This window comes from Mesorhizobium sp. P160187 (assembly GCF_057766425.1).
Window position 1 is genome coordinate 1165287 of record NZ_JBYMDX010000003.1, and the last position, 24725, is coordinate 1190011.

The 24725-nt window shown below is 62.7% G+C and carries 28 protein-coding genes and 1 pseudogene; 14 read left to right on the forward strand and 15 right to left on the reverse strand.

Annotated elements, in window-relative coordinates; all coding sequences use genetic code 11:
• Positions 1-10: 10 nt before the first annotated feature.
• Together AC3CCE_RS08955 and AC3CCE_RS08960 are read right to left on the reverse strand one after the other, a co-directional pair.
• Positions 11-391: a hypothetical protein gene (locus AC3CCE_RS08955; protein WP_352623555.1), complete on the reverse strand. Its 381-nt coding sequence runs from the start codon at positions 389-391 to the stop codon at positions 11-13.
• Complete coding sequence (locus AC3CCE_RS08960) at positions 385-810, reverse strand: class I SAM-dependent methyltransferase (protein ID WP_352623556.1); 426 nt, start codon at positions 808-810, stop codon at positions 385-387. The genes AC3CCE_RS08955 and AC3CCE_RS08960 overlap by 7 nt, the downstream gene beginning before the upstream one ends.
• A gap of 200 nt (positions 811-1010) precedes the next feature.
• Here AC3CCE_RS08960 and AC3CCE_RS08965 point away from each other — a divergent pair, with 200 nt between their 5' ends.
• From AC3CCE_RS08965 to AC3CCE_RS08980, 4 genes and pseudogenes are all read left to right on the forward strand, one after another.
• Entirely contained in the window at positions 1011-2630 is a 1620-nt protein-coding gene (locus AC3CCE_RS08965) for a phytoene desaturase family protein (protein WP_352623557.1), read from the forward strand.
• Positions 2617-4183 (forward strand): annotated as a pseudogene (locus AC3CCE_RS08970) (phytoene desaturase family protein). The gene AC3CCE_RS08965 and the pseudogene AC3CCE_RS08970 overlap by 14 nt, the downstream one beginning before the upstream one ends.
• 51 nt (positions 4184-4234) lie before the next feature.
• Positions 4235-5461, forward strand: a complete 1227-nt coding sequence (locus AC3CCE_RS08975; protein WP_352623559.1) for an aminomethyl transferase family protein — start codon at positions 4235-4237, stop codon at positions 5459-5461.
• A 2-nt stretch (positions 5462-5463) separates the two neighbouring features.
• A complete protein-coding gene (locus AC3CCE_RS08980; RefSeq protein WP_352623561.1) occupies positions 5464-5709 on the forward strand; it encodes a hypothetical protein in 246 nt (81 codons plus the stop codon).
• A gap of 3 nt (positions 5710-5712) precedes the next feature.
• Here the strand turns inward: AC3CCE_RS08980 and AC3CCE_RS08985 are convergent, their stop codons facing one another.
• From AC3CCE_RS08985 to AC3CCE_RS09000, 4 genes are all read right to left on the reverse strand, one after another.
• Complete coding sequence (locus AC3CCE_RS08985; RefSeq protein ID WP_352623563.1) at positions 5713-6771, reverse strand: dipeptidase; 1059 nt, start codon at positions 6769-6771, stop codon at positions 5713-5715.
• Between the two features lie 250 nt (positions 6772-7021).
• On the reverse strand, positions 7022-7321 hold the full coding sequence (locus AC3CCE_RS08990) for a GNAT family N-acetyltransferase (RefSeq protein WP_023683956.1): 300 nt from the start codon (positions 7319-7321) through the stop codon (positions 7022-7024).
• Complete coding sequence (locus AC3CCE_RS08995) at positions 7314-7946, reverse strand: alpha/beta hydrolase (RefSeq protein ID WP_023734636.1); 633 nt, start codon at positions 7944-7946, stop codon at positions 7314-7316. The genes AC3CCE_RS08990 and AC3CCE_RS08995 overlap by 8 nt, the downstream gene beginning before the upstream one ends.
• A 4-nt stretch (positions 7947-7950) precedes the next feature.
• A complete protein-coding gene (locus AC3CCE_RS09000; protein WP_352623565.1) occupies positions 7951-8883 on the reverse strand; it encodes a VOC family protein in 933 nt (310 codons plus the stop codon).
• A gap of 217 nt (positions 8884-9100) precedes the next feature.
• Between AC3CCE_RS09000 and AC3CCE_RS09005 the strand changes: the two genes are divergently transcribed.
• The gene (locus AC3CCE_RS09005) at positions 9101-10654 is read left to right on the forward strand and encodes an alkaline phosphatase family protein (RefSeq protein ID WP_352623567.1); all 1554 of its coding nucleotides are present in this window, start codon (positions 9101-9103) and stop codon (positions 10652-10654) included.
• Between the two features lie 98 nt (positions 10655-10752).
• Here AC3CCE_RS09005 and AC3CCE_RS09010 read toward each other — a convergent pair whose 3' ends face one another.
• Positions 10753-12057: a PRC-barrel domain-containing protein gene (locus AC3CCE_RS09010; protein WP_352511868.1), complete on the reverse strand. Its 1305-nt coding sequence runs from the start codon at positions 12055-12057 to the stop codon at positions 10753-10755.
• A gap of 258 nt (positions 12058-12315) precedes the next feature.
• Between AC3CCE_RS09010 and AC3CCE_RS09015 the strand changes: the two genes are divergently transcribed.
• Complete coding sequence (locus AC3CCE_RS09015) at positions 12316-13236, forward strand: diacylglycerol/lipid kinase family protein (protein ID WP_352511869.1); 921 nt, start codon at positions 12316-12318, stop codon at positions 13234-13236.
• Positions 13237-13262: 26 nt separating this feature from the next.
• Here the strand turns inward: AC3CCE_RS09015 and AC3CCE_RS09020 are convergent, their stop codons facing one another.
• Positions 13263-13490, reverse strand: a complete 228-nt coding sequence (locus AC3CCE_RS09020; protein ID WP_023693688.1) for a hypothetical protein — start codon at positions 13488-13490, stop codon at positions 13263-13265.
• Between the two features lie 166 nt (positions 13491-13656).
• Between AC3CCE_RS09020 and AC3CCE_RS09025 the strand changes: the two genes are divergently transcribed.
• Positions 13657-15177, forward strand: coding sequence for a sensor histidine kinase (locus tag AC3CCE_RS09025; RefSeq protein ID WP_488377126.1), 1521 nt, complete (start codon positions 13657-13659; stop codon positions 15175-15177).
• A 58-nt stretch (positions 15178-15235) separates the two neighbouring features.
• Here the strand turns inward: AC3CCE_RS09025 and AC3CCE_RS09030 are convergent, their stop codons facing one another.
• The 3 genes from AC3CCE_RS09030 to AC3CCE_RS09040 form a co-directional block, all read right to left on the reverse strand.
• Positions 15236-15697, reverse strand: a complete 462-nt coding sequence (locus AC3CCE_RS09030) for a hypothetical protein (RefSeq protein ID WP_023683962.1) — start codon at positions 15695-15697, stop codon at positions 15236-15238.
• Positions 15698-15708: 11 nt separating this feature from the next.
• Positions 15709-16035, reverse strand: a complete 327-nt coding sequence (locus AC3CCE_RS09035) for an ElaB/YgaM/YqjD family protein (protein ID WP_352511872.1) — start codon at positions 16033-16035, stop codon at positions 15709-15711.
• A 124-nt stretch (positions 16036-16159) separates the two neighbouring features.
• Positions 16160-16921, reverse strand: coding sequence for a Crp/Fnr family transcriptional regulator (locus AC3CCE_RS09040; protein WP_352511873.1), 762 nt, complete (start codon positions 16919-16921; stop codon positions 16160-16162).
• Between the two features lie 339 nt (positions 16922-17260).
• Here AC3CCE_RS09040 and AC3CCE_RS09045 point away from each other — a divergent pair, with 339 nt between their 5' ends.
• Positions 17261-17578: a response regulator gene (locus tag AC3CCE_RS09045; RefSeq protein ID WP_352573728.1), complete on the forward strand. Its 318-nt coding sequence runs from the start codon at positions 17261-17263 to the stop codon at positions 17576-17578.
• Positions 17579-17632: 54 nt separating this feature from the next.
• Here AC3CCE_RS09045 and AC3CCE_RS09050 read toward each other — a convergent pair whose 3' ends face one another.
• Entirely contained in the window at positions 17633-18184 is a 552-nt protein-coding gene (locus AC3CCE_RS09050; RefSeq protein ID WP_023670095.1) for a sigma-70 family RNA polymerase sigma factor, read from the reverse strand.
• Positions 18185-18187: 3 nt separating this feature from the next.
• Positions 18188-18391 (reverse strand): NepR family anti-sigma factor, encoded by a 204-nt coding sequence (locus AC3CCE_RS09055; protein ID WP_023670096.1) that lies wholly within the window; start codon positions 18389-18391, stop codon positions 18188-18190.
• 212 nt (positions 18392-18603) lie between these two features.
• On the opposite strand from AC3CCE_RS09055, the gene AC3CCE_RS09060 reads away from it, so the two are divergent.
• The 6 genes from AC3CCE_RS09060 to AC3CCE_RS09085 all read left to right on the forward strand — a co-directional run bounded on the left by AC3CCE_RS09060 (position 18604) and on the right by AC3CCE_RS09085 (position 22085).
• Positions 18604-19398: a response regulator gene (locus AC3CCE_RS09060; RefSeq protein WP_023670097.1), complete on the forward strand. Its 795-nt coding sequence runs from the start codon at positions 18604-18606 to the stop codon at positions 19396-19398.
• Between the two features lie 220 nt (positions 19399-19618).
• Positions 19619-19786, forward strand: coding sequence for a DUF1328 domain-containing protein (locus AC3CCE_RS09065; RefSeq protein ID WP_023670098.1), 168 nt, complete (start codon positions 19619-19621; stop codon positions 19784-19786).
• A gap of 163 nt (positions 19787-19949) precedes the next feature.
• On the forward strand, positions 19950-20984 hold the full coding sequence (locus tag AC3CCE_RS09070; protein ID WP_023670099.1) for a sensor histidine kinase: 1035 nt from the start codon (positions 19950-19952) through the stop codon (positions 20982-20984).
• 129 nt (positions 20985-21113) lie between these two features.
• The gene (locus tag AC3CCE_RS09075) at positions 21114-21290 is read left to right on the forward strand and encodes a hypothetical protein (RefSeq protein ID WP_352511876.1); all 177 of its coding nucleotides are present in this window, start codon (positions 21114-21116) and stop codon (positions 21288-21290) included.
• Positions 21291-21432: 142 nt separating this feature from the next.
• On the forward strand, positions 21433-21759 hold the full coding sequence (locus AC3CCE_RS09080; RefSeq protein WP_023670101.1) for a hypothetical protein: 327 nt from the start codon (positions 21433-21435) through the stop codon (positions 21757-21759).
• A gap of 83 nt (positions 21760-21842) precedes the next feature.
• A complete protein-coding gene (locus tag AC3CCE_RS09085; protein WP_023670102.1) occupies positions 21843-22085 on the forward strand; it encodes a YMGG-like glycine zipper-containing protein in 243 nt (80 codons plus the stop codon).
• A gap of 39 nt (positions 22086-22124) precedes the next feature.
• On the opposite strand, the gene AC3CCE_RS09090 is transcribed toward AC3CCE_RS09085, so the two are convergent.
• Together AC3CCE_RS09090 and AC3CCE_RS09095 are read right to left on the reverse strand one after the other, a co-directional pair.
• On the reverse strand, positions 22125-23768 hold the full coding sequence (locus AC3CCE_RS09090; RefSeq protein ID WP_352623576.1) for a CHASE domain-containing protein: 1644 nt from the start codon (positions 23766-23768) through the stop codon (positions 22125-22127).
• A 154-nt stretch (positions 23769-23922) separates the two neighbouring features.
• Positions 23923-24720 (reverse strand): ATP-binding cassette domain-containing protein, encoded by a 798-nt coding sequence (locus AC3CCE_RS09095; RefSeq protein ID WP_023742930.1) that lies wholly within the window; start codon positions 24718-24720, stop codon positions 23923-23925.
• Between the last annotated feature and the right edge of the window lie 5 nt (positions 24721-24725).

The following is a 24725-nucleotide window of genomic DNA, read 5'->3' on the forward strand; positions in this document are numbered from 1 at the left end:
ACATTGCCGGCTATCCCACCACAGCCGGCTTCCACCCGCGAAGATGAGTGGGACGGTGCTCGCCACTGTCAAGCACCTTCTGCATGGCTTCCCAGGTCTTGATGTTCTTGTCGACATAGGCCGCTCCGACCGCGACTGCCGCCGTCTCGTAGAGCGGGCCTTTCAGCCTTTCCAGTTCGCCGCGCGCGACCTTGCGATACCAAGAATTGCGGTCTCTGACGGCGACATCGGCAAAGCCGGCGCTGCGCATCGCTTGCGCATAGCGTGCCGGCGAGGCCATGGCGAAGGACAGGCCTTCGGCCGCGACATAGGCCTTCATCTCAGATGACGGCTCGCCGTCATGGCCGATCAGCCAGTCGGAGGCGGCAAAGACGCCGTCCGGCTTCAGCACACGGAAGATTCGGCAAACAGCGCGTCCTTGTCGGGCACGTGCACCAGCGCATCCTTGGAGAAGACGACATCGAACGAAGCGTCGGCAAAAGGCAGCGGCCCCGGCGGCGCCTGGACGAAGCTGGCGCGGTCTGAAAGCCCTCGTACAGCGGCACGCTTTCTGGCCGCCTCGATCACCGGCCGCTCGATATCGAAGCCGGTGGCATGAGCGGCACCGTGGCGCTCCACCAGATGCAGCGCGATGCCGCCGGAGCCGCAGCCGATGTCGAGGATCGTCTTGCCCCTGAGCGACAGCCCTTCGACCACCCGGTCGACCTCGTCTGGTCCGCCGGGCGACAGATAACCCTCGCCCCACAGCGCCTCGAGGAAGCGGATCGCGGCGTCGTCATATTCCGGCTCGCCATCTGCCGTTTCGATCATCAGACCTTAAGTCCCGTCAGCCGAATTGCGAGGTTCGAATGCCGGCAAAGCGTAGCGTATTAACAGGAAAACGCAATATCATTTGTTGAACATTCATTCAGAATGGCTGGACAGAATAGCCGCTGCCGTGCCAAATTCCGCGCATTCGGCGACAAATCACGCGAAAATGAAGGGTCGAGCACCATGAAGGCTGGGCGCGAATGAAAGCTTGGGATGCGATCGTCATCGGCGGCGGACACAACGGCCTGGTCAACGCCTGCTATTTGCAACGCGCCGGGCTCGACGTGCTGGTGGTGGAAAAGAACGACTGGGTCGGCGGCGCCGCCACCAGCCGCGAGCTGACGCCGGGCTTCCTCTACTCCAACTGCTCCTATGTCTGCTCGCTGTTTCGCCCCGAGATCATGCGCGACCTCGAACTGCCGCGTTTCGGCTTGCAGGTTATTTCCTATGAAGGCGGCGCCGTGTTCACCCGCGACGGCGACTACCTCGCCAACTACCGTGACCACGATGCGCACCGGCGCGAATTCGCCCGCTTCTCCAGGCGCGACGCGGAGGCCTATGACCGCTATTCGCGCGACGTGACGCGGCAGTGCCGTTTCATCCAGCCGCTGCTGATGCGCACCGCACCGGACCCGGCCAGTCTCAAGCCGCGTGACCTCGGAGAGCTTCTCTATCTCGGCAAGAAATTCGCCGGCCTGTCATCAGAAGAAATGGCGCTGACGCTGCGCTTCTGGACCATGTCGATCTCGGAATTCCTCGACGAATATTTTGAGACCGATGTCATCAAGGCGAACTTCGCTTTGTCCGGCATTATCGGTACCGCGCTCGGGCCGATGTCGCCCGGCACGGCCTACGTGCTGCTGCACCACTATATGGGCGAGGTCGACGGCTCGGTCGGCGCCTGGGGCTATGCGCGCGGCGGCATGGGCGCCGTCACCAAGGCGCTCGCCGCTTCCTTCAAGGGGTCCGGCGGCACCATCCGTACCGGCGCCGAGGTCGGCCATGTGCTGGTGAGCCGAGGCAAGGCCAAGGGCGTGGTGCTGGCCGGCGGCGAGGAGGTCTACGGCAAGCTCGTCGTCTCCAACGCCGACGTCAAACGCACATTCCTGAAACTGGTCGAGGAGAAGGAACTGCCCGACATTTTCCTGCGTCGGGTCAGGAACTTCAAGATCCGCGGCTCCTCCGGCAAGGTCAACATCGCGCTGGATTCCCTGCCGGAATTCCCGGCACTGCCGAAGGATTCACCCGTTTATCGCGGCGACATGCATTTCACCGATTCCATGGAGCGCATGGAGCGCGCCTATGACGACTGGAAGGCCGGTCGCTGGTCGGCCGACCCATTCCTCGACATGGTCATCCCAACGACGCTCGACCCGACCATGGCGCCGCCGGGCAAGCATTTCATGAGCTGCTTCGTGCAGTACGCGCCGCCCAAGGTGAACGGCTGCGACTGGACAGATACCGACCGCAACGGCTTCGCCGAAAGCGTGGTCGCGCAGATCGCGGAATACTCGCCGGGCTTCCGCGACCGCATCGTTCACATGGAGGTTCGCACGCCGCGCGAGATCGAAGCCGAGGTCGGCCTCACCGAAGGCAATATTTTCCAGGGCGAGCTGACCTTCGACCAGCTGCTGTTCAACCGTCCCGTGCCGGGCTATGCTCAATACCGCTCGCCGGTCGGCGGGCTATATATGTGCGGCTCCTCGACCCATCCCGGCGGCGGCGTCATGGGCGCACCCGGCCGCAATGCGGCAGCCGAGATCCTGCGCGACCTCGCCAAATCGACCTCCCATATGAGCCCGGCCCATGACGTCATTTGATGCCATCATCATAGGCGGCGGCCATAACGGCCTTGTCGCTGCCGCCACTCTGGCGAAAGCCGGCCGCAAGGTGCTGGTGCTGGAAGCGGCCGGCGATGTCGGCGGCGCGGCGCGCACCGAAGAGTTTGCGCCGGGTTTTCGGGTCTCCTCGATCGCCCATGTGCTGAACCGCCTGCACCCCGACGTGGTGAAGACATTGGAGCTGGAGAAACACGGGCTGCAGGTCACCCGTACAGACTTCATGCCGTCGGTCGCCTTGGCGAAGGACGGCCCGCTGCTTGTCCTGCATGGCGCCTATGGCGAAGTGCTGACCGGCTCCACTCCGTCCGAGCAGTCCGCCTGGAAGGAATTGCGTGCGCAACTCATGCGCTATGCCGGCATCCTGAAACCGTTCCTGTCGCGGCGCCCCCCCGATCTCGGTGGCATGTCGCTGCTTGAAACCGCAGCGCTCGGCCAGACGGCCGCGGCGCTGAAAAAGCTCGGAAAGGAAGACATGCGCGACTTCCTGCGCGTTCTCCTGATGAACGTCGCCGACCTGCTCGACGAGCAGCTTGCCGATATCAGGCTGAAGGGCCTGCTTGCCTTCGACGCCACGCTTGGTAGCCATCTCGGTCCGCGCTCGCCGACCTCCCTGCTCGGCCTCTACTATCGGCTGGCCGGCGAGACCGGCGGCAAAACCGGCGCGCAGATGCTGCCGAAAGGTGGGATGGGTGCAGTCGTCGCCGCGATCCGCGCGGCGGCGGAGAAAGCCGGCGTCACCATCCGCACGGCAGCGCCCGTGGCCAGGATAGTCGTCGAGAAAGGCCGCGCCGTCGGCGTGACCCTCGACGGCGGCGAGGTGCTGCACGCCAGAACGATCGTCTCCGCCATCAACCCGGCGACCACCATGCTCGGCCTGGTCGGGTCACGCGAGATCGACACCGGCTTCGTGCGCAAGGTGAAAAACATCCGCATGAGGGGCGACGCGGCGAAGCTCCATCTGGCGCTCGATCGGCCACCGCAATTTTCCGGCGTCGACGCCGCCAGCCACAAGGGCCGCCTGGTCATCGCGCCCTCGCCCGACCATGTCGAGCGCGCCTTCAACCCTTCGAAATATGGCGAGTTCTCAGCCGAACCGGTGATGGAGATCACACTGCCCTCGCTCTCCGACTCGTCGCTCGCGCCAAGTGGCGCCTGCGTGCTGTCGGCGATCGTGCAATACGCGCCTTACGCGCTGAAAGAGGGTTGGGATGCCGGCAAGCCGAAATTCCTCAAAGGCTGTTATGGCGCAGCTCGAAGCCTACGCGCCCGGTATCGGCAAGTCCGTGCTGCATGCCGAGCTTTTGACGCCAGCCGGTATCGAAGCCAACTACCGCATGCCGGGCGGCCATTGGCACCACGGCGAATTGCAGGCCGACCAGATGTTGATGTCGCGGCCCGTCTCCGGCTGGTCGGGCTACAACACGCCGATCGAGGGGCTGTTCCTGGCCGGCGCCGGTTCGCATCCGGGCGGCGGTGTTTCGGGTGCTCCCGGTTTGAATGCGGCGCGGCGCATCATCGCGATGAAGGGATGATCGGATGTTTCAACCAGTCAACGCCGCACTCTACGGCGAAGGAATGCCGTCATGACGAGTCCGATCAACAACGCCGCCCGCACCACAGCGCAGTCGCATTTCCGCACACTGCGTCTCGGCACGCCGTTCCAGCCGCGCATCGATGCGCTGGCCAGAACCCAGGACTGGTACAATTGGGCCGGCTATCGCGCGCCGCATTCGCTGTGGGACGAGGAACTCGAATATTTCGCCATTCGCAGCCAGGCGGCTTTGTTCGACATCTCGCCGATGACGAAATACCGGATCGAGGGTCCGGATGCCGAAGCCTTCCTCAACCGCGTCACCTTGCGCGATGTCACCAAGCTCAAACCCGGCCGCGTCCACTACACCGCATGGTGCGACGACGAGAGTTTCGTCCTCGATGACGGCACGCTGTTCCGGCTGTCGCCGACCCGCTTCCGCCTGTGTTCGCAGGAGCGGCACCTGCCCTGGCTGCTCGACAGCGCCATCGGTTTCGAAGTGACCGTCGAGGAAGAGACTGAAAGCGTCGCTGGTCTCGCGCTGCAAGGCCCAACCTCCTTCGCCGTGCTGCGCGAGGCGGGTTTCGCCGGCGTCGAGAAGTTGAAGATATTCGACCTCGCCGAGTTTCCGCACGACAGCGGCACCGTAACCATCTCGCGCACCGGCTTCACCGGCGATCTCGGCTACGAACTGTTCGTGCCGGCCGAAAAAGCGCTCAGCCTCTGGGACCGCCTGATGACGGCAGGCGAACTGCGCGGCATCTGCGCCATCGGATACGCCGCCCTCAACCGCGCCCGGCTGGAAGCCGGCCTGATCGTCGCCAATGCCGACTTCACCACCGCAGACCATGCCATTCGCGCCGACCGTCTGCGCATGCCGGACGAGATCGGCCTCGGCTTTATGGTCGATTTGGGAAAAGGCCATTTCAATGGCCGCCGCGCCATGCTCGAAGCGCGCGCCAAACGCAAGCTGCGCCATGTGCTGGTCGGGCTGGAGATCGAAGGCAACATCCCGGCCGAACACGCCATCGTCTATCACAAGAAGCATCAGGAGGTCGGGCTGGTCAGCGCCGCCATCTGGTCGCCGATGGCCAAGCGCAATATCGCCATCGCCTCGCTGACGCGTCCCTATGGTGATACGATGGTGGAAGACCTCTGGGTCGAGATCTACGCCATGCGCGAGTTGCAGTACCAGAAGCTGATGAAGCGGGCCAAGGTGGTGGCCCGTCCTTTCATCAAGCTCGACCGCCGCACCGCCAATCCGCCGGCGGATTTCTGATCATGGCCAACGAACCGGATGATGAGACGGAAGCCGCCGAACAGTGGCAGCTGGTCAACACGCCGCTCGGCGAAAAATGGTCGGGTCGTACCCGCTATGCCGCCGCCATGTACTTCTACAAGCGCGGCGAAATGAGCGCCGAGACGCTCGAAGTCTACCGCATCTGCGCGCGGCTGGACTGGGAGAACCCGCTGCCGATGATCAGGGATCGCGGCGGCCAGGATTGGCTGAAGCGCATGGGCGCTTAAGCCTCAGCCTATGGTTCTTTCGAGAACGTTCAGCCAGTTGCGATAGGCGATCTTCTCGATCAGCGCGCGTCCGAAGCCGCGCGCGGCCAGCGCATCTACCAGCTTTGGCAGACCGGCAACGTCGCCGATGACCGCCGGGATCATGGCGCCGTCGAAATCGGAGCCGAGACCGACGCCGTCCTCGCCCAGCGCCTGCAGCAGCGAGTCGACATGGCGCACCATGATGTCGAGGCTGGTGTCCGAGTTCATCCGTCCGTCTTCACGCAGGAAGCCGGTTGCGAAGTTGAGCCCGACCATGCCGCCGGTCTCGCGGATGGCGCCGAGCTGCCAGTCCGTCAGGTTGCGCGAATGGGTGCACAGCGCATGCACGTTGGAATGAGTGGCGACCAGCGGCGCATCGCTGAGCGCGGCGACATCGCGAAAGCCCTTTTCGTTGAGATGTGACAGGTCGATCATGATCTTGAGCTGATTGCAGGCCTTGACCAGCGCCTTGCCGGCATCGGTCAGCCCCGGTCCGGTATCGGGCGACGACGGAAAGCGGAACGGGACGCCATGGCCGAAGGCGTTGGGTCGGCTCCAGACAATGCCGAGCGAGCGCAGGCCGGCTTCGTAGAGCACGTCGAGCAAGGTAAGTTCGGGATCGATCGCCTCGACGCCTTCAATATGAAACAACGCCGCGATCGACCCTTTCGCCATCGCCTCGCGAATGTCACCGGCACTGCGGCAGACGGTCAGCGCGCCCGCGCGCTCCAGTCGAAACAGGATCGAGGCCATGCCGATGGTGGAATTGAGCGCATCAGCGCGTGGCAGTTCCGGCGGCAATGGCTCATTGTCGCTCGGCGCCGGCGGCACCGCAGAGCGTTTGCTCTTCTCGACCGGCGGTGGAAAGATCGCGAACATGCCGCCGGCAAAGCCGCCCTTCTTGGCGCGCGGCAGATCTATATGACCGCCCTGCGTCCCCTCGATGAACAGCTTTTCGACCTCTGTGTCTTTCGACTGGTACAGTCGCAGCAGCGTGTCGTTGTGGCCGTCGAAGACGGGGACGAGATCGGGTTCGGTCATCAGGAAGCCATTCGGTCAATTGGCAGGAGCGGACGAACCGCGGCGAACTGTGTACTTAGGCAAGAAGGCCGAACTGCGCAAATGCCAGAGAGGTGTTCGCTCTTGTGGCTGAGCGACTCCGACCACCTGCCGGTCCCCCGCTGCTTCGCAGCGTCCCGGCGTTCGCCGGCCTTTCATCATGCCACCGGCACGATGAATTCGCCTGCGGCGAACCGGCTGCTCACCCCACAAGGGGAGAAGGGAAAAAGGTCTATTGCTTCAGCACATCCGCCCATTCCGGATGGCGGCGGAACTGGGCGTTGGCGAAGGGGCAGAGCGGGATGATCTTCTTGCCCACTGCCCGCGCGTCCTCGACGGCGCGTGTGACAAGCCGAAGGCCGGCGCCCTGGCCGCGAAACACGTCCGGCACTTCGGTGTGATCGATGATGATCTGGTGCTCGCCGACCTTGGTGAAGGTCATTTCCGCCTCGGCGCCACCGGGCCCGCGCAGGACATAACGTCCCTTCGAGCCGCGGTCCTCGAGTTCGATCTCAGGCAATTCGTCAGGCATCGCTTGCTCCTTCAACCGGCGCATCGGCAAAAAGCCGCCTCGCCGCTTCGATCTCGTTTGGTCGAATTTCGTGGCCGCCATCGTGCCACTCCACTGTGACATCGGCGCCATCGGCGCGCAAATAGGCCTCCAGCCGGGATGTCAGGTTGGGCGGGCAGATCGGGTCGCGCTTGCCGGCGGTGACCAGGATGCGGCGTCCGGCAAGGCTGCCCTGCACCTGCGGTTCGAACGGGATCAGCGGGTGCATCAGCACCGCCGCATCGAACAGCTCGGGCGCGGCGAACATTACGGACGCCAGGATGTTGGCGCCGTTGGAATAGCCGAGACCCAAGACCGAAGATGGCCTTGCCGCTATCACCTGCGCCTTGATGAAACCGGCCATCTTGGCGGTCGCCCGCGCGAGGTCGTCCATATCGTAGACGCCCTCGCCGGTGCGGCGGAAGAAACGCGCCGCACCATGCTCGGAAACATCGCCGCGCGGCGATACGATCGTCGCCTGTGGCGCGAGGTCGCGCCCGAGCGACAGCAGCTGGCTCTCGTCCGCGCCGGTGCCGTGAAAGACGAAGAGCAGCGGGCCGCCGGGCGAACCCGGCAGCGCCTTATGGATGTAAGCTTCCTTGCTCATCGTCTCAGCCTTCCAGCTTCTGCAGATGCTCTTCAAGATAGGGCCGCAGATGCTGGTGCTGCGTCGGCAGTTTCAGGGCTTCGCCGAGATGGGCGGTGTCCTCGTCGCGGTCGAAGCCCGGCTCATTGGTAGCGACTTCGAACAGCACGCCGCCCGGCGTTCGGAAGTAGATCGCCCAGAAATAGTCGCGGTCGATCACCGGCGTTACGCCATAACCCGTATCGATCAGCGCCTTGCGCACTTCGAGTTGCTGGGCGCGGTTCTCCACCGCGAAGGCGACATGGTGGACCGAGCCGGCGCCGAGATTGGCAAAGCCCGCGGTAGGCAGCGATTCGATATCTACGACATCAGCGCCGTTGCCGTTCTTGATGGCGAGCCGGCTGACACTGCCGGACTTGTCCACTTGCTCATAGCCCATGAACTTCAACAGCTCTTCCGTGGCGCCACCATCCTTCAATCTGAGCGAGACCGAGTGGAAGCCGCGTATCGCCTCATCAGCGGGAATGCCGCCTTTCAACCATGGCGCGCGGCTGTCCGCCTTGTCTTCGACCAGCGCGAAACCGTCGCCGTCGGGACCGGCGAAGGCCAGCCGCTTCTCGCCGAACGTCTCTTCGCGGGAGACACCCGCAACGCCTTCATCGGCGAAGCGCTTTTCCCAACAGCCGAGCGTGCCGGCCGGCACCGAATAGGCCGTGGTACCGACTTCCCCGACGCCATGGCGGCCCCTGGCAATGTCCGGGAACGGAAAATAGGTCATCACCGAGCCGGGCGTACCGTGCTCGTCACCATAATAGAGGTGATAGACATCTGGCGCGTCGAAGTTGACGGTCTTCTTGACCCGGCGCAGGCCGAGCTTGTGCGTGAAGAAATTATTGTTCTGGCGCGCATCGCCTGCCATCGACGTGACGTGATGCAGGCCCTTGATCTGGTCGAGCATTGTCTTGCTCCTTCCCTTGGGTTTGCGGCCCTTGCCGCTGTCCACGCCTATATGAGGGGCCGCCCGGCAACGGCAAAGGAGGCAAACTCAGAATGGACTGTATCCTAATAATGAACAGCACGAAATTTTCGTTCACCGTTTAAGCAAGACTGAGAGGCTTGCGCCGCCGCCAAATTCCGGTTCATTGAACGTCTTCCCGACGTGACAGGATAGAGCATTGGCCGCGAAAAGCAGACACCCAAACATCCTATTGATCTCCTGCGACCAATGGCGGGGCGATTGCCTGTCGGCTGCCGGCCATCCCGTGGTGAAGACGCCGAATGCCGATGCGCTCGCCGCCGAAGGCGTCCTTTTCAAGCGGCATTACGGCGGCGCGGCGCCCTGCTCGCCAGCCCGCGCGTGCCTCTACACCGGCCTTTACCAGATGAACAATCGCGTCTGCCGCAACGGCACGCCGCTTGACGCCCGCCACGGCAACATGGCGCTTTCGGCCCGCGCCCTCGGCTATGATCCGACTTTGTTCGGCTACACCGACGTCTCGCCCGATCCGCGCACGATGGCGCCGGGCGATCCCCGGCTGAAAAGCTATGAGGGCGTGCTGCCCGGCTTCAGCGTTCGCCAGTTCCTGCCTGAGCATCAGAAACCATGGCTGTCATGGCTGAAGGCACGTGGCGTCGACACCAGCGCGGGCTCTCCCGGCATTCACCGCCCCGTGGGCGGGGAAGCGGGCGACGCCGTGACCAGCGCGCCGCCTGTCTATTCCAGGGATGAGACGCCGACCGCTTTTCTTGCCGGCGAATTCATTCGCTGGCTGGACGAACAGGATTCGCCATGGTTCGCGCATGTCTCCTTCATCAGCCCGCATCCGCCCTTTGTTGTACCGCAGCCCTACAACACGCTGTATGATCCGGCGGACGGACCGCCCTTCCGCCATGTCGAGACTTGGCAGGCCGAGGCGCAAAGGCATCCCTATCTGGCTTACGGCCTTGGTCGCCAGAAGCGGAGAAGCTTCCGCCCCGGCACCGACGGCCACGTGCGCGACTGGGGCGGCGACAACATCCGGGCCATCCGCGCGATCTATTACGGCATGATCTCGGAGGTCGACGCGCAGCTTGGCCGCATCTGGCAAGCGATCAAGACGGCGAATGCATGGGATGACACCATCATCGTGCTGACTTCGGACCACGCCGAGATGATGGGCGACCATTTCATGCTGGGCAAAGGCGGCTTCTTCGACGGCAGCTATCACATCCCATTGATCGTGCGCGACCCACGACGCGGCAATGCAGCCGGCTCGATCGTCAACCACTTCACCGAGGCAGTCGACATCTTTCCGACTTTGCTCGATCTGCTTGACGCCGACGCCCAGCTGCATCTCGACGGCCGCTCGCTAAAACCGTTCCTGCAAGATGAACCGCCTAAGGATTGGCGCGACGCGGCGCATTGGGAGTTCGACTTCCGCTCGATTGCCAGCGGTGAGGCCGAACGGCATTTCGGCATCGGCTCGCGCCAGTGCAACCTCGCCGTCATCCGTACGGAAAAATTCAAATACGTGCATTTCGGCGGCGGCCTGCCGCCGCTGCTCTTCGACATGGAGAAGGATCCGGGCGAACTGGCCAACGTTGCCGCCGACCCGGCCTATCTCAGCGTGCGGCTTGAATTTGCCGAGCGGCTGCTTGCCTGGCGCGCCGAGCATCTCGACCAGTCGCTGGCGCTTGCAGAGCTGACGGACGAGGGGGTGGTGGGTAGGGCAGTAGGCGGTAGGCAGTAGGCGGTAGGCAGTAGGCAGTAGGCAGTAGAATGTTCCTGGCGGCCTGGTGCTTGATCGCCTAGTTTTCGCCTACTGCCTAATCCCTACCGCCTATTCCCTTACTGTACCATCATCCGCTGCTGGTCGCGCTTCTCGGCATAGCTGCCCTTGTCATAGGCGGCCTGCGCCTGCAGCTGCTCCTTGGTGAAGTTGGTGTAGAGATATTTGTTGCCGTCCTTGTCGGTCATGAACTTGAGCTTGTCCATGCCGACCGCGACCTCCTTGGCGCCGATGCCTAGAAAGCCGCCGACATCGATGATGACGGCATCCGGCTTGCTGTCGGGCGTGAGCACGACGTCGCCGATCTCGCCGACCTTGGCGTCGTTGGCGCCATAGACGGTGGTGCCCTTCAGGTCGTCGCCTCTGATGTTACCGACCGGCATTTCGGTCAATGTCGACTTGTCGATCGCTGCCGTTTGCGTCGGATCGGTAGCCTTTGTCGCGGCCGGAGCTTCCGCGGTCTTGTCCGCTGGCTGAGCATTGTCAGCCGGTGCAACGGCCGTCGGGGCGGCCGGAGCAGTCGGCTGCGTCGCGTCGGAGGTTGTCGTCACGGGCGCCGGATCATAGGGCTTGCGGTCGAAATCAGGCTGCGCCTGCAGTTCCTCCTTGGTCGTCTGCGCCACCAGCCAGCGATCGCCGTTCTTTTCGGCCCACCGCGCCTTGGCGAAATCATAGGTGACGTTCTTTTCACCCATGCCGAGGAAGCCGCCGACGCCGATCACCAGCGACTGCGCCTTGCCATCCTTGGTCAGCACGATGTCGTTGACGTCGCCGATATTCTGGGCATCGTCGCCAGTGCCATTGTAGACATTCTCGCCGATGATGTTGGTTGCGAGATTGCCGTCAGCGCGTTTCACCGCGGGTTCTGACGGCGCGGCGTTGAGATCAACCGGCTTCTGCGGGTCGTTCTGCGCCGTGGAAGCAGGCGCCGAGGCCGGATCGTAGGGCTTACGGTCGAAGTCGGGCAGCGCCGTCAACGCTTCTTTCGTCGTCTCGGCGACGAGCCAGCGGTCACCATTCCTCTCGACCCATTGCAACTTGCCGTAGTCGAAGGCGACGTTCTTGCTGCCTATGCCGAGGAAGCCGCCAACGCCGATAATGGCGGATTTCGCCTGGCCGTTTTCATCGAGGACGACGTCGCTGACGTCACCGATCTTCTGCGCATCGTCGCCAGTGCCATTGTAGACGGACTCGCCGATGATATTGGTCATCAGCGCGCCGTCGGCCTGTTGCGGCGCCGGCGCGATGGTAGCAGGGGCTTCAGCCGGCGCTGGGGTCGTCGCCGGGGCCGTCGTTGACTGCGCAAACGCACCGGTAGCGATCAGCGTTGCGAGTGCGGTCGTCGCGAACAGTGTGCGGATCATGATTAAGTCTCCTCTTGCGTGATCTCGTGCGCGCCGCAATCGGCAAACCACTTGCCGGGAGACCGAAGGCGGCGCCTCCAATGGCATCACAACGTTGTGACAAGGCGCTTGTTCCGAAAAAACGGGAGCATCGAAACACCCCGGGCAAGTCCGTGGAATCGCCGGACTTTCCACCCGGCCGATGGAACCTTTCCCAAGCTTGCCCGTTTCAGCCTGCGGCTGGCATTCCGGCCACTAAAAAAGAACACGGAGCGGGGCATGCGATTTGCAGCGGTGCTGAACCGGGACGGCGGCACCTTGCGGACCACCGATCTTTCCGCGCTAACCGACCGCATGCGCCAGACGCTTGAGACGGCTGGTCACTCCATCGATATCGACATCGTCGCCGGCAAGGAGATTGTCGCGGCGCTCGACAAGGTCGCCGCGCGACGCGACATCGACGTCGTGCTGGCCGGTGGCGGCGACGGCACCATTTCGGCCGCCGCGGGGCGGCTGATGAATGGCAAGAAGGCGCTGGCCGTCCTGCCTGCAGGAACCATGAACCTGTTCGCCCGCGGCCTTGGAATTCCGCAGACCATCGATGGCGCGCTGAAGTCCTTTGCCGACGGCGAGATCATGGCGGTCGATATCGCGAGCGCGAATGGCCGGCCGTTCGTGCATCAGTTCTCGATCGGCCTGCACGCCAGGATGGTGAAGCTGCGCGACAATATGGAATTCGCCTCGCGCCTGGGAAAGATTCGCGCCTCGGCCAAGGCCGCTTGGACGACGATCAACAATCCTCCAGCCATGAAGGTGACATTGACGGTCGGCGAAGCCGAAATCGTGACCCGCATCAGCGGCATCGGCATTTCCAACAATCTGTTTGGCGAAGGCCATCTGCCTTATGCCGACAATCCTGCCGGCGGCGTGCTCGGCATCTATGTAACCGTGGCGCGGCAGCGTGGCGAGCTGGTCAGGGCGCTCTTCGACATGGCTCGAGGCAGGTGGCGCGACAGCGACCATGTCGAAACTCATCAGGCCGACAAGGCAATCGTGAAAATCCATACAGGGAGCAAGAAATTCGGCGCCGTCATCGACGGCGAACTGGTCAAGCTGGAGCGTGAAACGACAATCCAGACCCACCCTGGCGCGCTGAACGTCCTGGTTCCGGCGCAAGCCGCCCAGGCAAAGGCCGCCTGATGCGATTACGAATGACGAGGAAAACCCTAGCCGCCCGACTGCCCCTCGCCGGCTGGCGCACTCTGGTCGGCCGGCGCGGTCTGGCCGGTGGGCTGCCCCTGGCTTTCAGGGGTATCTGGATCGATCTTTTGGCCATAAATCTCGGCCGCTCCCCAAGCAATGAAAGCCAGGAGCAACGCGGCGACCAGTATGCGCAAGCCGTGCCAACCCCAGCGCCCCTGACGGGCTTTGTTTTCAGGGGCGATCTTGGTCATCGGCGGCGTTCCTATCGTGCAACCGGCATGGTGGATAAAACCATCGCTGGCGAAACATGGTGGGGTAACGATTGCTTGCTACAAAAGTTCCGGCGCGCGACGGCCGCGCAAGGTGCGCGCCACCGAGGGTGGGGCCTGCAAGCGAGGGGGCTTGGTGGATAGCAAGGTGACGAAGCAGGCTGGTTTGCCGGTTGAGGTCCGCCGCGCCGTGGCGGCGCCGGAGCGGCTTGCCGTACTGCACGGGCTTGACGCGATCGACACCGACTCCGATGCCGACTTCGATCGCATCACCGGCCTTGCCGCCGCCGTGATGCGGGCGCCGATCGCGCTCGTCACGCTGCTCGACACCGAACGACAGTGGTTCAAATCCTGTGTCGGCTTCAACGAGACCGAAACCGCGACCGACATATCGTTCTGCGCCCATACCATTGCCGCCGGCGACGAGCCGATGGTGGTGCCGGATGCCAGCATCGACCCTCGCTTCTCCCGCAACCCGCTGGTCACCGGCGAACACCATGTCCGCTTTTATGTCGGCGCGCCGATGGTGGTCGCCGGCGCGCGCGTCGGCACGCTGTGCGTACTCGACCGGGAGCCGCATGAATTTCCGTCCGCTGCCGCGCTCGATCATTTGAAATCGCTGGCCAGCCTCGCCGCCAGCCTGTTTACCCTCAAGGACGCCACCCGCAGCGGCGCCATTGCCACGGCTGCTTTGGCGCAGGAGGAAAAGCGCCGAGCCATAGCGCTCGATGCCGCCTCGCTCGCCAGTTGGGCCTGGGATATCCGCACCGACATGATCGAATGCGACGTGCGTTTGTCGGAGCTGTTCAACCTGCCGCGTTCGAACCGGCTGCGGGCGCGCGACATTCTGGCCGCCATCGACCCGCGCGACGTCTACCAGACCGAGACGCGCTTTCGCGATGCCCTGACCGGCAGCGACGACTATTTCGGCGAATACCGGGTCAAAGGCTTCGATCCGCCGCGCTGGATAGTCACCCGCGGCCGCGTCATCGAGCGCGACGGCGAAGGCAAGCCGACGCTGATCTTTGGCGTCAACTACGACATCTCGGAACGCAAGCTCGGCGAGGACCGGCAAAGGCTGCTGCTGCGCGAGCTCAACCATCGGGTCAAGAACACGCTGGCGACGGTGCAGGCGCTGGCGACGCAGACCGTTCGCCACGCTCGCCGCCCAAGCGAATTCCTGGAAGCCTTCGGCGCCAGGCTGCAGGCGCTGGGCGCTGCTCATAACCTGCTGTCGGATCGCGAATGGCGCGGCATCGGTATTCGCGAACTGATGCAGATCGAGGTCAAGCCGTTCGATTCGGCAGAACGGCCGCGCATCGTGATCTCCGGTCCGGATCTGCTGCTTTCGCCCGACCAGGCGGTGGGGCTCGGTTTGATCATGCACGAACTGGCCAGCAACGCGCTGCAATACGGATCGCTGTCGGTTGGCTCGGGGAAGGTCGATGTCGACTGGAAGGCGGCGGGCAAGAAAGGCGCGCGCCGCCTTGTGCTGACCTGGAGCGAAAGCGGTGGGCCGAAAGTCGACCCGCCGGAACGCCAGGGCTTCGGCTCTATCCTGATCCGCCGCAGCCTCGCCAAGGTTTTGTCGAGCGAAGTGACCCACGAATTCCGCAGCGAAGGCGTGTTCGCCGAAATATCGATGCCGCTTGAAGATCTGCCGGCTTAAAGCAATTTCAGAAGTGCGAAGCGGTTTTCCCGGGAACAGCGTATCAGCGCGACGCGCTTTAGTCGGCTTCGCTGTCTGGATCGCCCGGATCCGGTTTGACGTTCTCGCGGTAGATGGCATAGGCCGCGAGCGCGATCATCGGGCCGAGAATGACGCCCTTCCCGCCTTTCCCCTTGAGCAAGGCCGGCAGCACGGCAAGCGCCGCGGTGATACCGAGCGCCTTCAGGTCGGCATTGCGCCTTCGCGCACGTCGGCGTGCACGCGTTCCAGCCGCAAGTTGATGAATGAGCACGATAAGCCCGGCCAGTACCAGGAAACCAGCGGCGAAGCCAAGACAGGCGGCCATCGAGCCATAACGGTCAGCCGCCCAGATGTAGGCCGCCCCCAGGAGAAACCCGAGGCCGCACAGGGCAGCCACGGCGGCGAGCCCGTAGACGATTGCCGCCGTGCGCGCGCGGCGCATGGCGGCAATGGCTTCACCCGAGGCCAACGCCGAGATAAGCGGTGCCAGCATGCCCATCTCTGTCGAAACTAGCGCCGGGCAAGAAGCGCAAACAGGAAGCCGACGCCGGCCGCGATCGCCAGTGAAGTGACCGGCTTCTCGCGCACATTGGCCGTGATCTGGGCCTCAAGATCCTTGGCGTTGCCACGCAGGGTGTCGAAGACGGCTTCACCCTGCGCGCGCAACTGGTCGACGCCTTCGGCAGCAGCGCGCCGCGCCGTGCCGTAACCATGTTCGCCGGTCTTGGCCAATTGCTTGGTCAACTTTTCGATATCCGCCTTCAACTGCCGAATGTCGGCTTCGAGGTCGGCGTTCGTCTGACTTTCGTTGGCGGTTTTTCCTGCGGCAGTTGCCATTCTAAACTCCTTGCGTTTGCTTGGCTTCAAACGCCCGACACACGTCATGGTTCCGAAATCGGAGACCGTATCCATGAAAGGGTGTTTGCAAGTGCGAGTCCAGCCCCAGTTGGAGGCCTGCCTGTCAGATCAGCGGCCGACGGCCTTCACTTAGGCCCTCCCAACGCGCGAGATCCTTCAGCCCCTCCCTGTCTATCACTTCGCAACCGCCGTCGCGCCAGGCGATCAGCTTGCGATCGATGAGCTTGCGGATCGTCTTGTTGGTGTGGACCAGCGACAGGCCGAGCGTATCGGCGACATGCTGCTGGGTAATCGGGATTTGCACCGGCGCTTTGCCGTTGAGCCCGACTATCGCCGCGCGGCTGGCGATGAAGGCAATGAGATAGGCGGTGCGCTCGACCGCCGTGCGCCGACCGACGCTGAGCAGGTTCTCGTCCAGCATGCGCTCCTCGCGCGACGCCAGCCAGGTAATGTCGTAAGCAAGGCCCGGATGGTTGCGGTAGAGCTCGTGCAGGTTTTCACGCTCGAAGACGCACAACAGCATGGGCGACAGCGCCTCGACCGAGTGCTGCATTTCGCCCATCAGGCTGCCCTGCAGCCCGATAAGATCGCCGGGCATGGAGTAGTTCAGGATCTGGCGCCTGCCGTCCGACAATAGTTTGTAGCGGAAGGCCCAGCCCGAAAGCACGGTGTAGAGATGAGCACTTTGGCTGCCTTCGACCAGCACTGTGGCGCCCTTGTCGACGGCCAGTTCGCCCTTCTTGAACATGCTGACATAGGCAAGCTCCTGCTTCTCGAATTCCCGGAACACCGGCAATGGCCGAAGCGGGCAGATCTCGCATGGGTACTGACGGCTGGAAAACGAACGACCATTCTGGCCAGACATTTCGATCCCTCTTTCGAAAGTCTCTTGCCAGAGACTGAGTGCTACGCCTTTGCAAGGCCGCGGTTCCGCTGCCGATGGCATGTCTTTTTTAAATGACAGGATGGCAAATAGCGATCATGACTCGCTACACTCCACTGAGGCGAATTCGAAGCTCGCTTGTGGAGTAGAGCCGGTGGGCGAACTTTTCGGATTAAGGCCTGACCGATCCCCCAAGGTCCGCGATGCGGTTGACTGGAGTCACTGTACCCGATGCTGCAAGAATTGAGGAGAGATTGCCAAGTGCCGCCATTGCTTGAGGGATTGCGAATTCTTGTCTTGGAGGATGAATTCCTGATCGCCATGGATGTCGAGCAGCTTTGCCGCGACCATGGCGCGAACGACGTAGTGATTGCCCGCGCTCTGGCCGAGATCGATGAGCAGAAGGTCGTTGGCGAGTTCGACGCCGCTATCGTGGACCTCATGCTGGGCGGAACGTCCACACTCGATTTCGCCGCGCGGCTGCGCCAATTGGGCCTGCCGTTTGTCTTTGCCTCCGGCTATTCGGACCCGGATGAGATCAAAGTGTCTTTTCCCGGCATCCGCCTGGTCACCAAGCCTTATTCGGGGACCGATCTCGTCGAGGCTCTGGCGGCGGCCTGCGGACGCGCGCCAGTCTGAGATATCTTCGATGCGTATGTGTAGAGAGCCCGGGCCCGAGACGGGCCTCCGCTGTCAGGCAGCGTTTGAACCCGTCACCTGGGACGAGATTGCGTCCGGCCCGTATTCGTCTTCACCGGAGATTTTCAGGATCTCCTGCAACCGCGTGCGGGCCCGGCTGACCCGGCTTTTGATCGTTCCGACCGCACAGCCGCAGATTTCGGCGGCCTCTTCATAGGAAAAGCCTGAAGCGCCGATGAGGATGATGGCTTCGCGCTGGTCCTCGGGGAGTTGCTCGAGCGCGCCGCGGAAATCCTTGAGGTCAAGCTGGCCGTGCTGAGCCGGATGAACGGCAAGCCTGGCCGTCATGATGCCGTCGCTGTCCTGCACCTCGCGGCCGCGCTTGCGCATCTGGGAATAGAACTCGTTGCGCAGGATGGTGAACAGCCATGCCTTGAGATTGGTGCCGGGCTGAAAGCTCTCATGCTTGTCCCAAGCCTTGACCAGCGTCTCCTGCACCAGATCGTCGGCCTTGTCGGCATTCTGCGTCAGCGACACGGCAAAGGCCCGCAGGCTCGGGATCGAGCCGAGCAGGTCGGTCTTGAACCCTTGTGAGACAGCTGCCATGCCTCAGTCCTTCTTCTGTGCAGGTTCGGCCTTTTCCAGTTGGCTGAGCAACTGGGCAAAGCGATCCGGCACATTGTCCGAGACCAGCTCGTCATAATATTGTTTGAGTTTGCGGCCGATTTCCGAATTCGCCCCGAGCGGGTCGCCGGAATTGGCCCGGCGCCTGTCAGCGGCGCCAGCCAGCGTTTCTTTATTCATGTCCTTCATTTCGCCCTTAAATCCAGCGCCCCGAGCCGCCCCATTACACAACGCGAAGCGGCCCCCTCGTCTGGTTGCCCATCGCACCACAAACGTCGCCCGTGCAGTTTCGTTCCACAAGTCTCGGAACTTTTTCGCAAAACCCGCGTTTGGGTGTTGGGGCTTGCAATCAGCTTGACCTGCAATCTATGCAATCACGTCATCTGAGGGAGACGTCTACCATGAGCCTTTCCGCAACCATCGCTCCGCACCTGCCGTTCCTGCGCCGCTTTTCACGCGCCGTATCCGGATCGCAGGAGAGTGGCGATGCGCTGGTCGCCGCGATGCTCGAAGCCATCATCGCCGACGTCGACATCTTCCCCCAAGCGTCAAGCGACCGCATCGCGCTCTACAAGGTATTCGCCAAACTGTTCACCTCCATTGCCATCCGCGTTCCGCAGGAGCAGGCGCAATCGGCATGGGAGCAGCGCGCCGCCGCCAATCTGAACGCCATTGCGCCACGGCCACGCCAGGCTTTCCTGCTGGTCGCGGTCGAAGGCTTCGGTGAAGACGAGGCAGCTGAAATTCTCGATGTCGACGCCAAGGAATTCTCCGAACTGCTTGCCCAGGCGAGCAACGAGATCTCTCGCCAGGTGGCGACCGATGTGCTGATCATCGAGGACGAGCCGCTGATCGCCATGGACATCGAGGAAATGGTCGAGAGCCTCGGCCACCACGTGGTCGGAACCGCGCGCACCCATACCGAGGCGGTGGCGATGTTCGGCAAGACAAGGCCGAAGATGGTGCTGGCCGACATTCAGCTTGCCGATGGCAGCTCGGGTATCGATGCGGTCAACGAAATCCTGTCGTCGACTTCGGTGCCGGTAATCTTCATCACCGCCTTCCCCGAACGTCTGCTGACCGGCGAGCGGCCTGAACCGGCCTTCCTCGTCACCAAGCCGTTCAATCCCGACATGGTCAAGGCGCTGATCAGCCAAGCGCTGTTCTTCGACCGGCAGGCCAAGGCCGCCGCGTGAAGTAGGGCCTTCAATCTCCAACTTTTCGCCGCCTCGCAGCGTTGGCGGCACTGGCGATCGCCTAACCCGGCGATCGGCGGCTGCCCGTCGCGCCGTATGGCGCTCCCGCGCGCGAATCAATTCGCGTCCGGGCCTCTTCCAAAGACCTTCTTTTTCGGCAAATGGTGGAACAAACAGCAATCACTCACGTTCTTGATCCAGTATTGGAAGGAGACAGATCATGCTCTACTGGGCGCTCGTATTTCTCGTCGTGGCGATCATCGCCGGCGCGCTTGGTTTCGGCGGCATCGCCGGTACCTCGGCCGGTATCGCGCAAATATTGTTCTTCATCTTTCTCGCCTTCCTCGTCATCTCGCTTCTGGCCGGCCTGTTCAGACGGGCATCGTAGGAGCGGGCGAAGAACACTGGAAGCCGCACCCCTCAAACGGTTTCCAGCCACCGCCGGGCGATGTCCTCCAACGGGACATCGTCCGGCGGACCTTTTCTGGGGACCTACTCAGGAACTGAGTCCAAGTGAATCGTTCGGTCCTGATCAGGTGGACAGGTGATTGATGCGTTCCATTGGCGGAGGCGAGAGCGGACAGGGCGACGAGGTGATCGCACTGCACCCGGCTGAAAGCGGAATGCAGCTTGGCCGGGCCTTGCTTCACGCTCTGCACAATGCCGGCATTTCCGTCCTCTATCAGGATCGTGAATTGAAGACTGTATGGGCCCGCAACATGCGTGCGCCGTGGGTTTCCGACACAGCCGACAGCAACGGCGCGTTGCCACCGGCGCAAGCTGAGCAAATCGCCGCCGCCAAAAGCAATGTGATCGCTTCCGGCAATCCGGAACGCCTTGAACTGAGTGTTCCCACCGGTGATGGCATGCGCTGGTTCCAGGTATGGGTCGATGCCGATCGGGGCCATCGCGGCGACGTGCAGGGCGTCGTCACCACGATGGTGGAAACCACCGAGCAGAAACGCCGCGAACAGACGCTGAAGACGCTGTTGCGCGAAGTCAGCCACCGCTCCAAGAACCTGTTGGCCATCATCCAGAGTATTGCCACCCAGACCGGCCGCTATTCCGAGACACCCGACGATTTCCTGAAGCGCTTTCGCGGCCGCCTGCAGTCACTGGCTTCCTCCCAGGATCTGGTAACGTCGTCGAACTGGCGGGGTGCAGCACTTCGCGAGCTTATCCGCGGCCAGGTCGTTCGCTACGGCGCCGATCCCGCGCAGAGCCTGCGCTTCAATGGCGTCAACCCCTACCTCAATCCCAACGCGGCCATTCATATTGGACTGGCAATGCACGAACTCGCCGTCAATTCATTCAGCTACGGCGCCCTGGCGCGGCCGGACGGCTTTGTCGAGGTAACCGCCGATCTGTCGAACGTCGCAGAGGCCGCAGACAAGCCTGCTTTGTCGCTGACCTGGGTCGAGGCCATTGTCGCCAATGATAACAGGCGCACCGAGAAACGCTTCGGCAGCGTTGCCCTCGAACGTGTCGTGCCGGCATCGCTGAACGGCACGGCGACGCTGGAGATCACCAGTGACCGCCTCGAATATCGCCTCGTCGTTCCGCACGGCAATTTCGAAACCGAATGAGCGGCGGGATTCCTTAACCGGCTGTTCACCATAAAATCCGATGCTGTGGTTGCCAGAGATTGCTGGATCTTGACCGATTCAACCGATGTTTCGGCCGCAGCCTGCAACGCGAGTATGGGAGGAATGATCATGACGGTTGCCGATATAAACAGGCTGGAGCAGGCCGCCCGGGTGTCGATGAGCGGCTTTCAGGATCCTGACGCTTCAGCCTCGCCTTTGCAGCACGCCTGGCGTCCCTTGCTTCGCGTCGCCGCTGTCGCGCTCGTCGCCGCTGTTGTGCTGATCGTGGCGTCGCAATTGGTCTGAGCCAGATGCTCAGGTTCACGCTGCTCCCAAGCAGCCTGGCTCAGAAACTGTCCAGCTCGTAGCCGACCAATTATTAACGCCCCTTTCGGCACAGGAACTTTGACGGCTGTGGACCGTTCTTATGGCGAGAGGACGTGTCGCCGTGGAACACATCGCCGCTTTGCTTTTGGTAATTGGCTGTTCGAACAACATGACCGAATGCCGTGAACTGCCGGTGCCGGTCAGTGTTTTCGAAACCGCCGAAGCATGCACGGCAGAACGTCCATTCGCTGCCGGAGACGTGCAGGGTCAGGCCGAGCACGTCGTTGCCAAATGTCTTACGGTCGACCCCGCGCTGGAAGATGATTACGACCAGATCGTCTGGAACGTGCGCCCGGACGGCACCCTCGACGCGTCTTTGCAGATTTCCAGTGTCGTGGTCGCGTCGAACGCCACGCGCCGCGAAAAAGACTCTCTTAGCCAACAATAAGATCGAGCGGGCAAAGGCTGCTGTTTCGTGCTAAATAGCGGCTGGAGCTTACTAAAGTGAGGACAAAAGTGAGGAGAGATTCTATGCGGAAATTGATTATTGCCATGGTTGCGGTGGTCGCCGTCAGCGGCTGCAGCACGACCGAGCAGGATGTCGGTGTCGGCGCCGGTGTCGGTGCTTTGGCCGGCGGACTGATCGGCGGCGGCAAGGGTGCGCTGATCGGCGCAGCCGTTGGCGCCGGTTCCGGCCTGCTGGTGCGCAACCTGCGCAACGGCTATTGCCAGTATCGCGACAATCGCGGCCGGCTCTACACCGCTCGCTGCTGATCCGCTTCAAAAGCGTCAGACAATCGCGACGGAGACCGGTCAGCCGGTCTCCGTTTGTTTGACTGCATCAGGCTGCGGGATCCTGATTTCCACCGTAAGCCCATCGGCGCGAAAATCTCGGGCAATCGTGCCGCGCAATTCGCGCGTGACATTGAGGTCGATCAGCTTGGTGCCGAAGCCGGTCTTCGCCGGCGCTTCGAGTTCCTTCTGCCCGGCCTCGCGCCAGTTCAGAACCAGCATCCGCTCGGACCCGCGCCCCTCGAACGACCAGTCGACCTTCAGCGCACCCACGGAATTGCCGGCCTCGCCATACTTCAGCGCATTCGTCGCCAGTTCGTGAAAGGTCAGGCCAAGCGCCTGCGTCGTCCTCTCGTCGAGCAGCACCTGAGGCCCTGACAATATCCCTTCCGGAAGCTCCTTGCCGAACACCTGGCCGAGCTCGATGCGCAGCAGGTCGCCAAGATCGGCCTTCTGCCAGCGCGAACGCGTCAGCATATCCTGGGAAGCCGCCATTGCCTGCAGGCGGGCTGAGAAGGAAGTTGAGAACTCCTTCACGTCGGTTGCTTGCGCTGCCGTCTGGCGCGCAATCGCCAGCACCCGCGTGATCGAATTCTTGATCCGATGCTTCATCTCCTGCAGCATCAAATCCTTTTCGAGCAGGCTTTTTTCCGTCGTTTCATGCAGCAGCGACTTGGCGTCGTAGGCGCGCTCCTGGTAGCGGGCCACCAACGCGATGGCGCCGGCCAGAAGCAGGCCGAACAGCCCGAGCATGACCGGAATGGCGCGCGAGGACGGTTGCGAAAATGCACTTGTCGGCCGAAACAGCACCGTCCACGGCCGACCGGCGACGATGATCTTGCGCGTCACCAACAGCCTGTCGCCAAACCTCGCAACCGGCGGCGTTTCGGACTGGAACAGAAGATTGTCGGCGTCCGCCGTGCCGTCATAGACCGCGGTGTTGACCGGCAGCAAAGGCGTGCGGCTGAGCGCGGTCTGGAACAGGTCGCGGGCGCGGAAGGCTGCGTAGAGAAGGCCTGATGTCGATGATCTGGACGCATTGATACCATCCGGCGCGGTTTCTACATTGAGCCTGACGAAGACCAGGAAACCGGTAAAGGTCTGCGCCGCGCCAGTATCCTGGCCGAGCTGGACCAGACCGCTTGCGTGCTGTGCGTCATCGGCCATCGCTTTTTCGATCGCCTCGCGCCGCACCGGCTCGGTGAACATGTCGTAGCCGATGGATTCGTTGGCAGGGTCGAGCGGCTCGAACAGCACGACGGGCGTGCGCCACGGCTGTGTCGTGTCCGGATAGACCGTGTGGGCGGCGCCGCGGTCGCGCAACATGTCGCGCTCGACCGCCGCTTCGTCACCGGTCTTGGCCAGCCTGAGATAGCCGATGCCGCGCAGGCCGGCGAAATTGTTATCGACATCGAGGGCGCTGAAGAAGGCCTTGAATTCGCTACCTGAAATCTCGCCATTGCGGGCGTCGAACAACGCCTGCGTCGAGCGCAGCAGTGACAGATGCAGATCGATACGGCTTTCGATGCGGTTGAGCGCGTCGTCGGCCGTCGCCTCGAACTTGATGCGCGCCGCTTCCTGGGTCGCGAAATAGGCGAAGCCCGCCATCGTCAGGCTGATCAGTGCAACGGCAATGAAGGCAAGGATCGGGAAAAACTTCTTCAACGCAGGCCCATGGACGGTTCGGGACCTTTATGGGCAAGTCGCCGCGGCAAGACAATGGCGCGGCCAAGCCATAATGACAGCTGGCATATCATGCATATTTAGCCGGCTTATCGATCGAACATCCGTGAACATGACAGCTGACGATAGCGTGGTCTCAGGCCGCGATCTTCAGCGCACCCGGACCGGGAATGGCGCCGGGCGGGCACTTTCCCAGGATGATCATGCCGAGCACTTCGTCCTGGGTCACATCGGTGGTGCGCGCGGTGCCGACGACCTGGCCGTTCTTCATTACGCAGACCCGGTCGGCAAGCTCGAACACGTCGTGAATGTCGTGGCTGATCAGGAAAATGCCGATGCCGTCGGCCTTGAGCTGCTTGACCAGTTCGCCGACCTGCGCCGTCTCCTGCGGCCCAAGCGCGGCCGTCGGTTCGTCCATGATCAGGATGCGGGCGTTGAACAGGATGGCGCGTGCGATCGCCACCGACTGGCGCTGGCCGCCCGACAGCTTGATCACCGGCTCCTTGAACCGCTGGAAGCGCGGATTGAGTCGGCCCATCACCTTGCGCGCCTCGGCCTCCATGGCGACATCGTCCAGCGTGCCCCAGGCGGTCATCAGCTCGCGGCCAAGGAACAGGTTGGCGGCGGCATCGACATTGTCGGCCAGCGCAAGCGTCTGGTAGATCGTTTCGATGCCGTATTTCTTGGCATCGCGCGGGTTGGAGATCGAGACCTCCTGGCCGTTGACCAAGATCTGGCCGGCATCGCGCTTGTAGGCGCCCGACAGGATCTTGATCAGCGTCGACTTACCGGCGCCGTTATGGCCAAGCAGCGCCACTACTTCGCCCGGGAAAAGATCGATGGACGCATCGTCGACGGCGCGAATGCCACCGAACGCGATCGAGATGTTGCGCATGTCGATCAGTGGCGTACCGGTGGGAGCAGTTTTTTCCATAATCG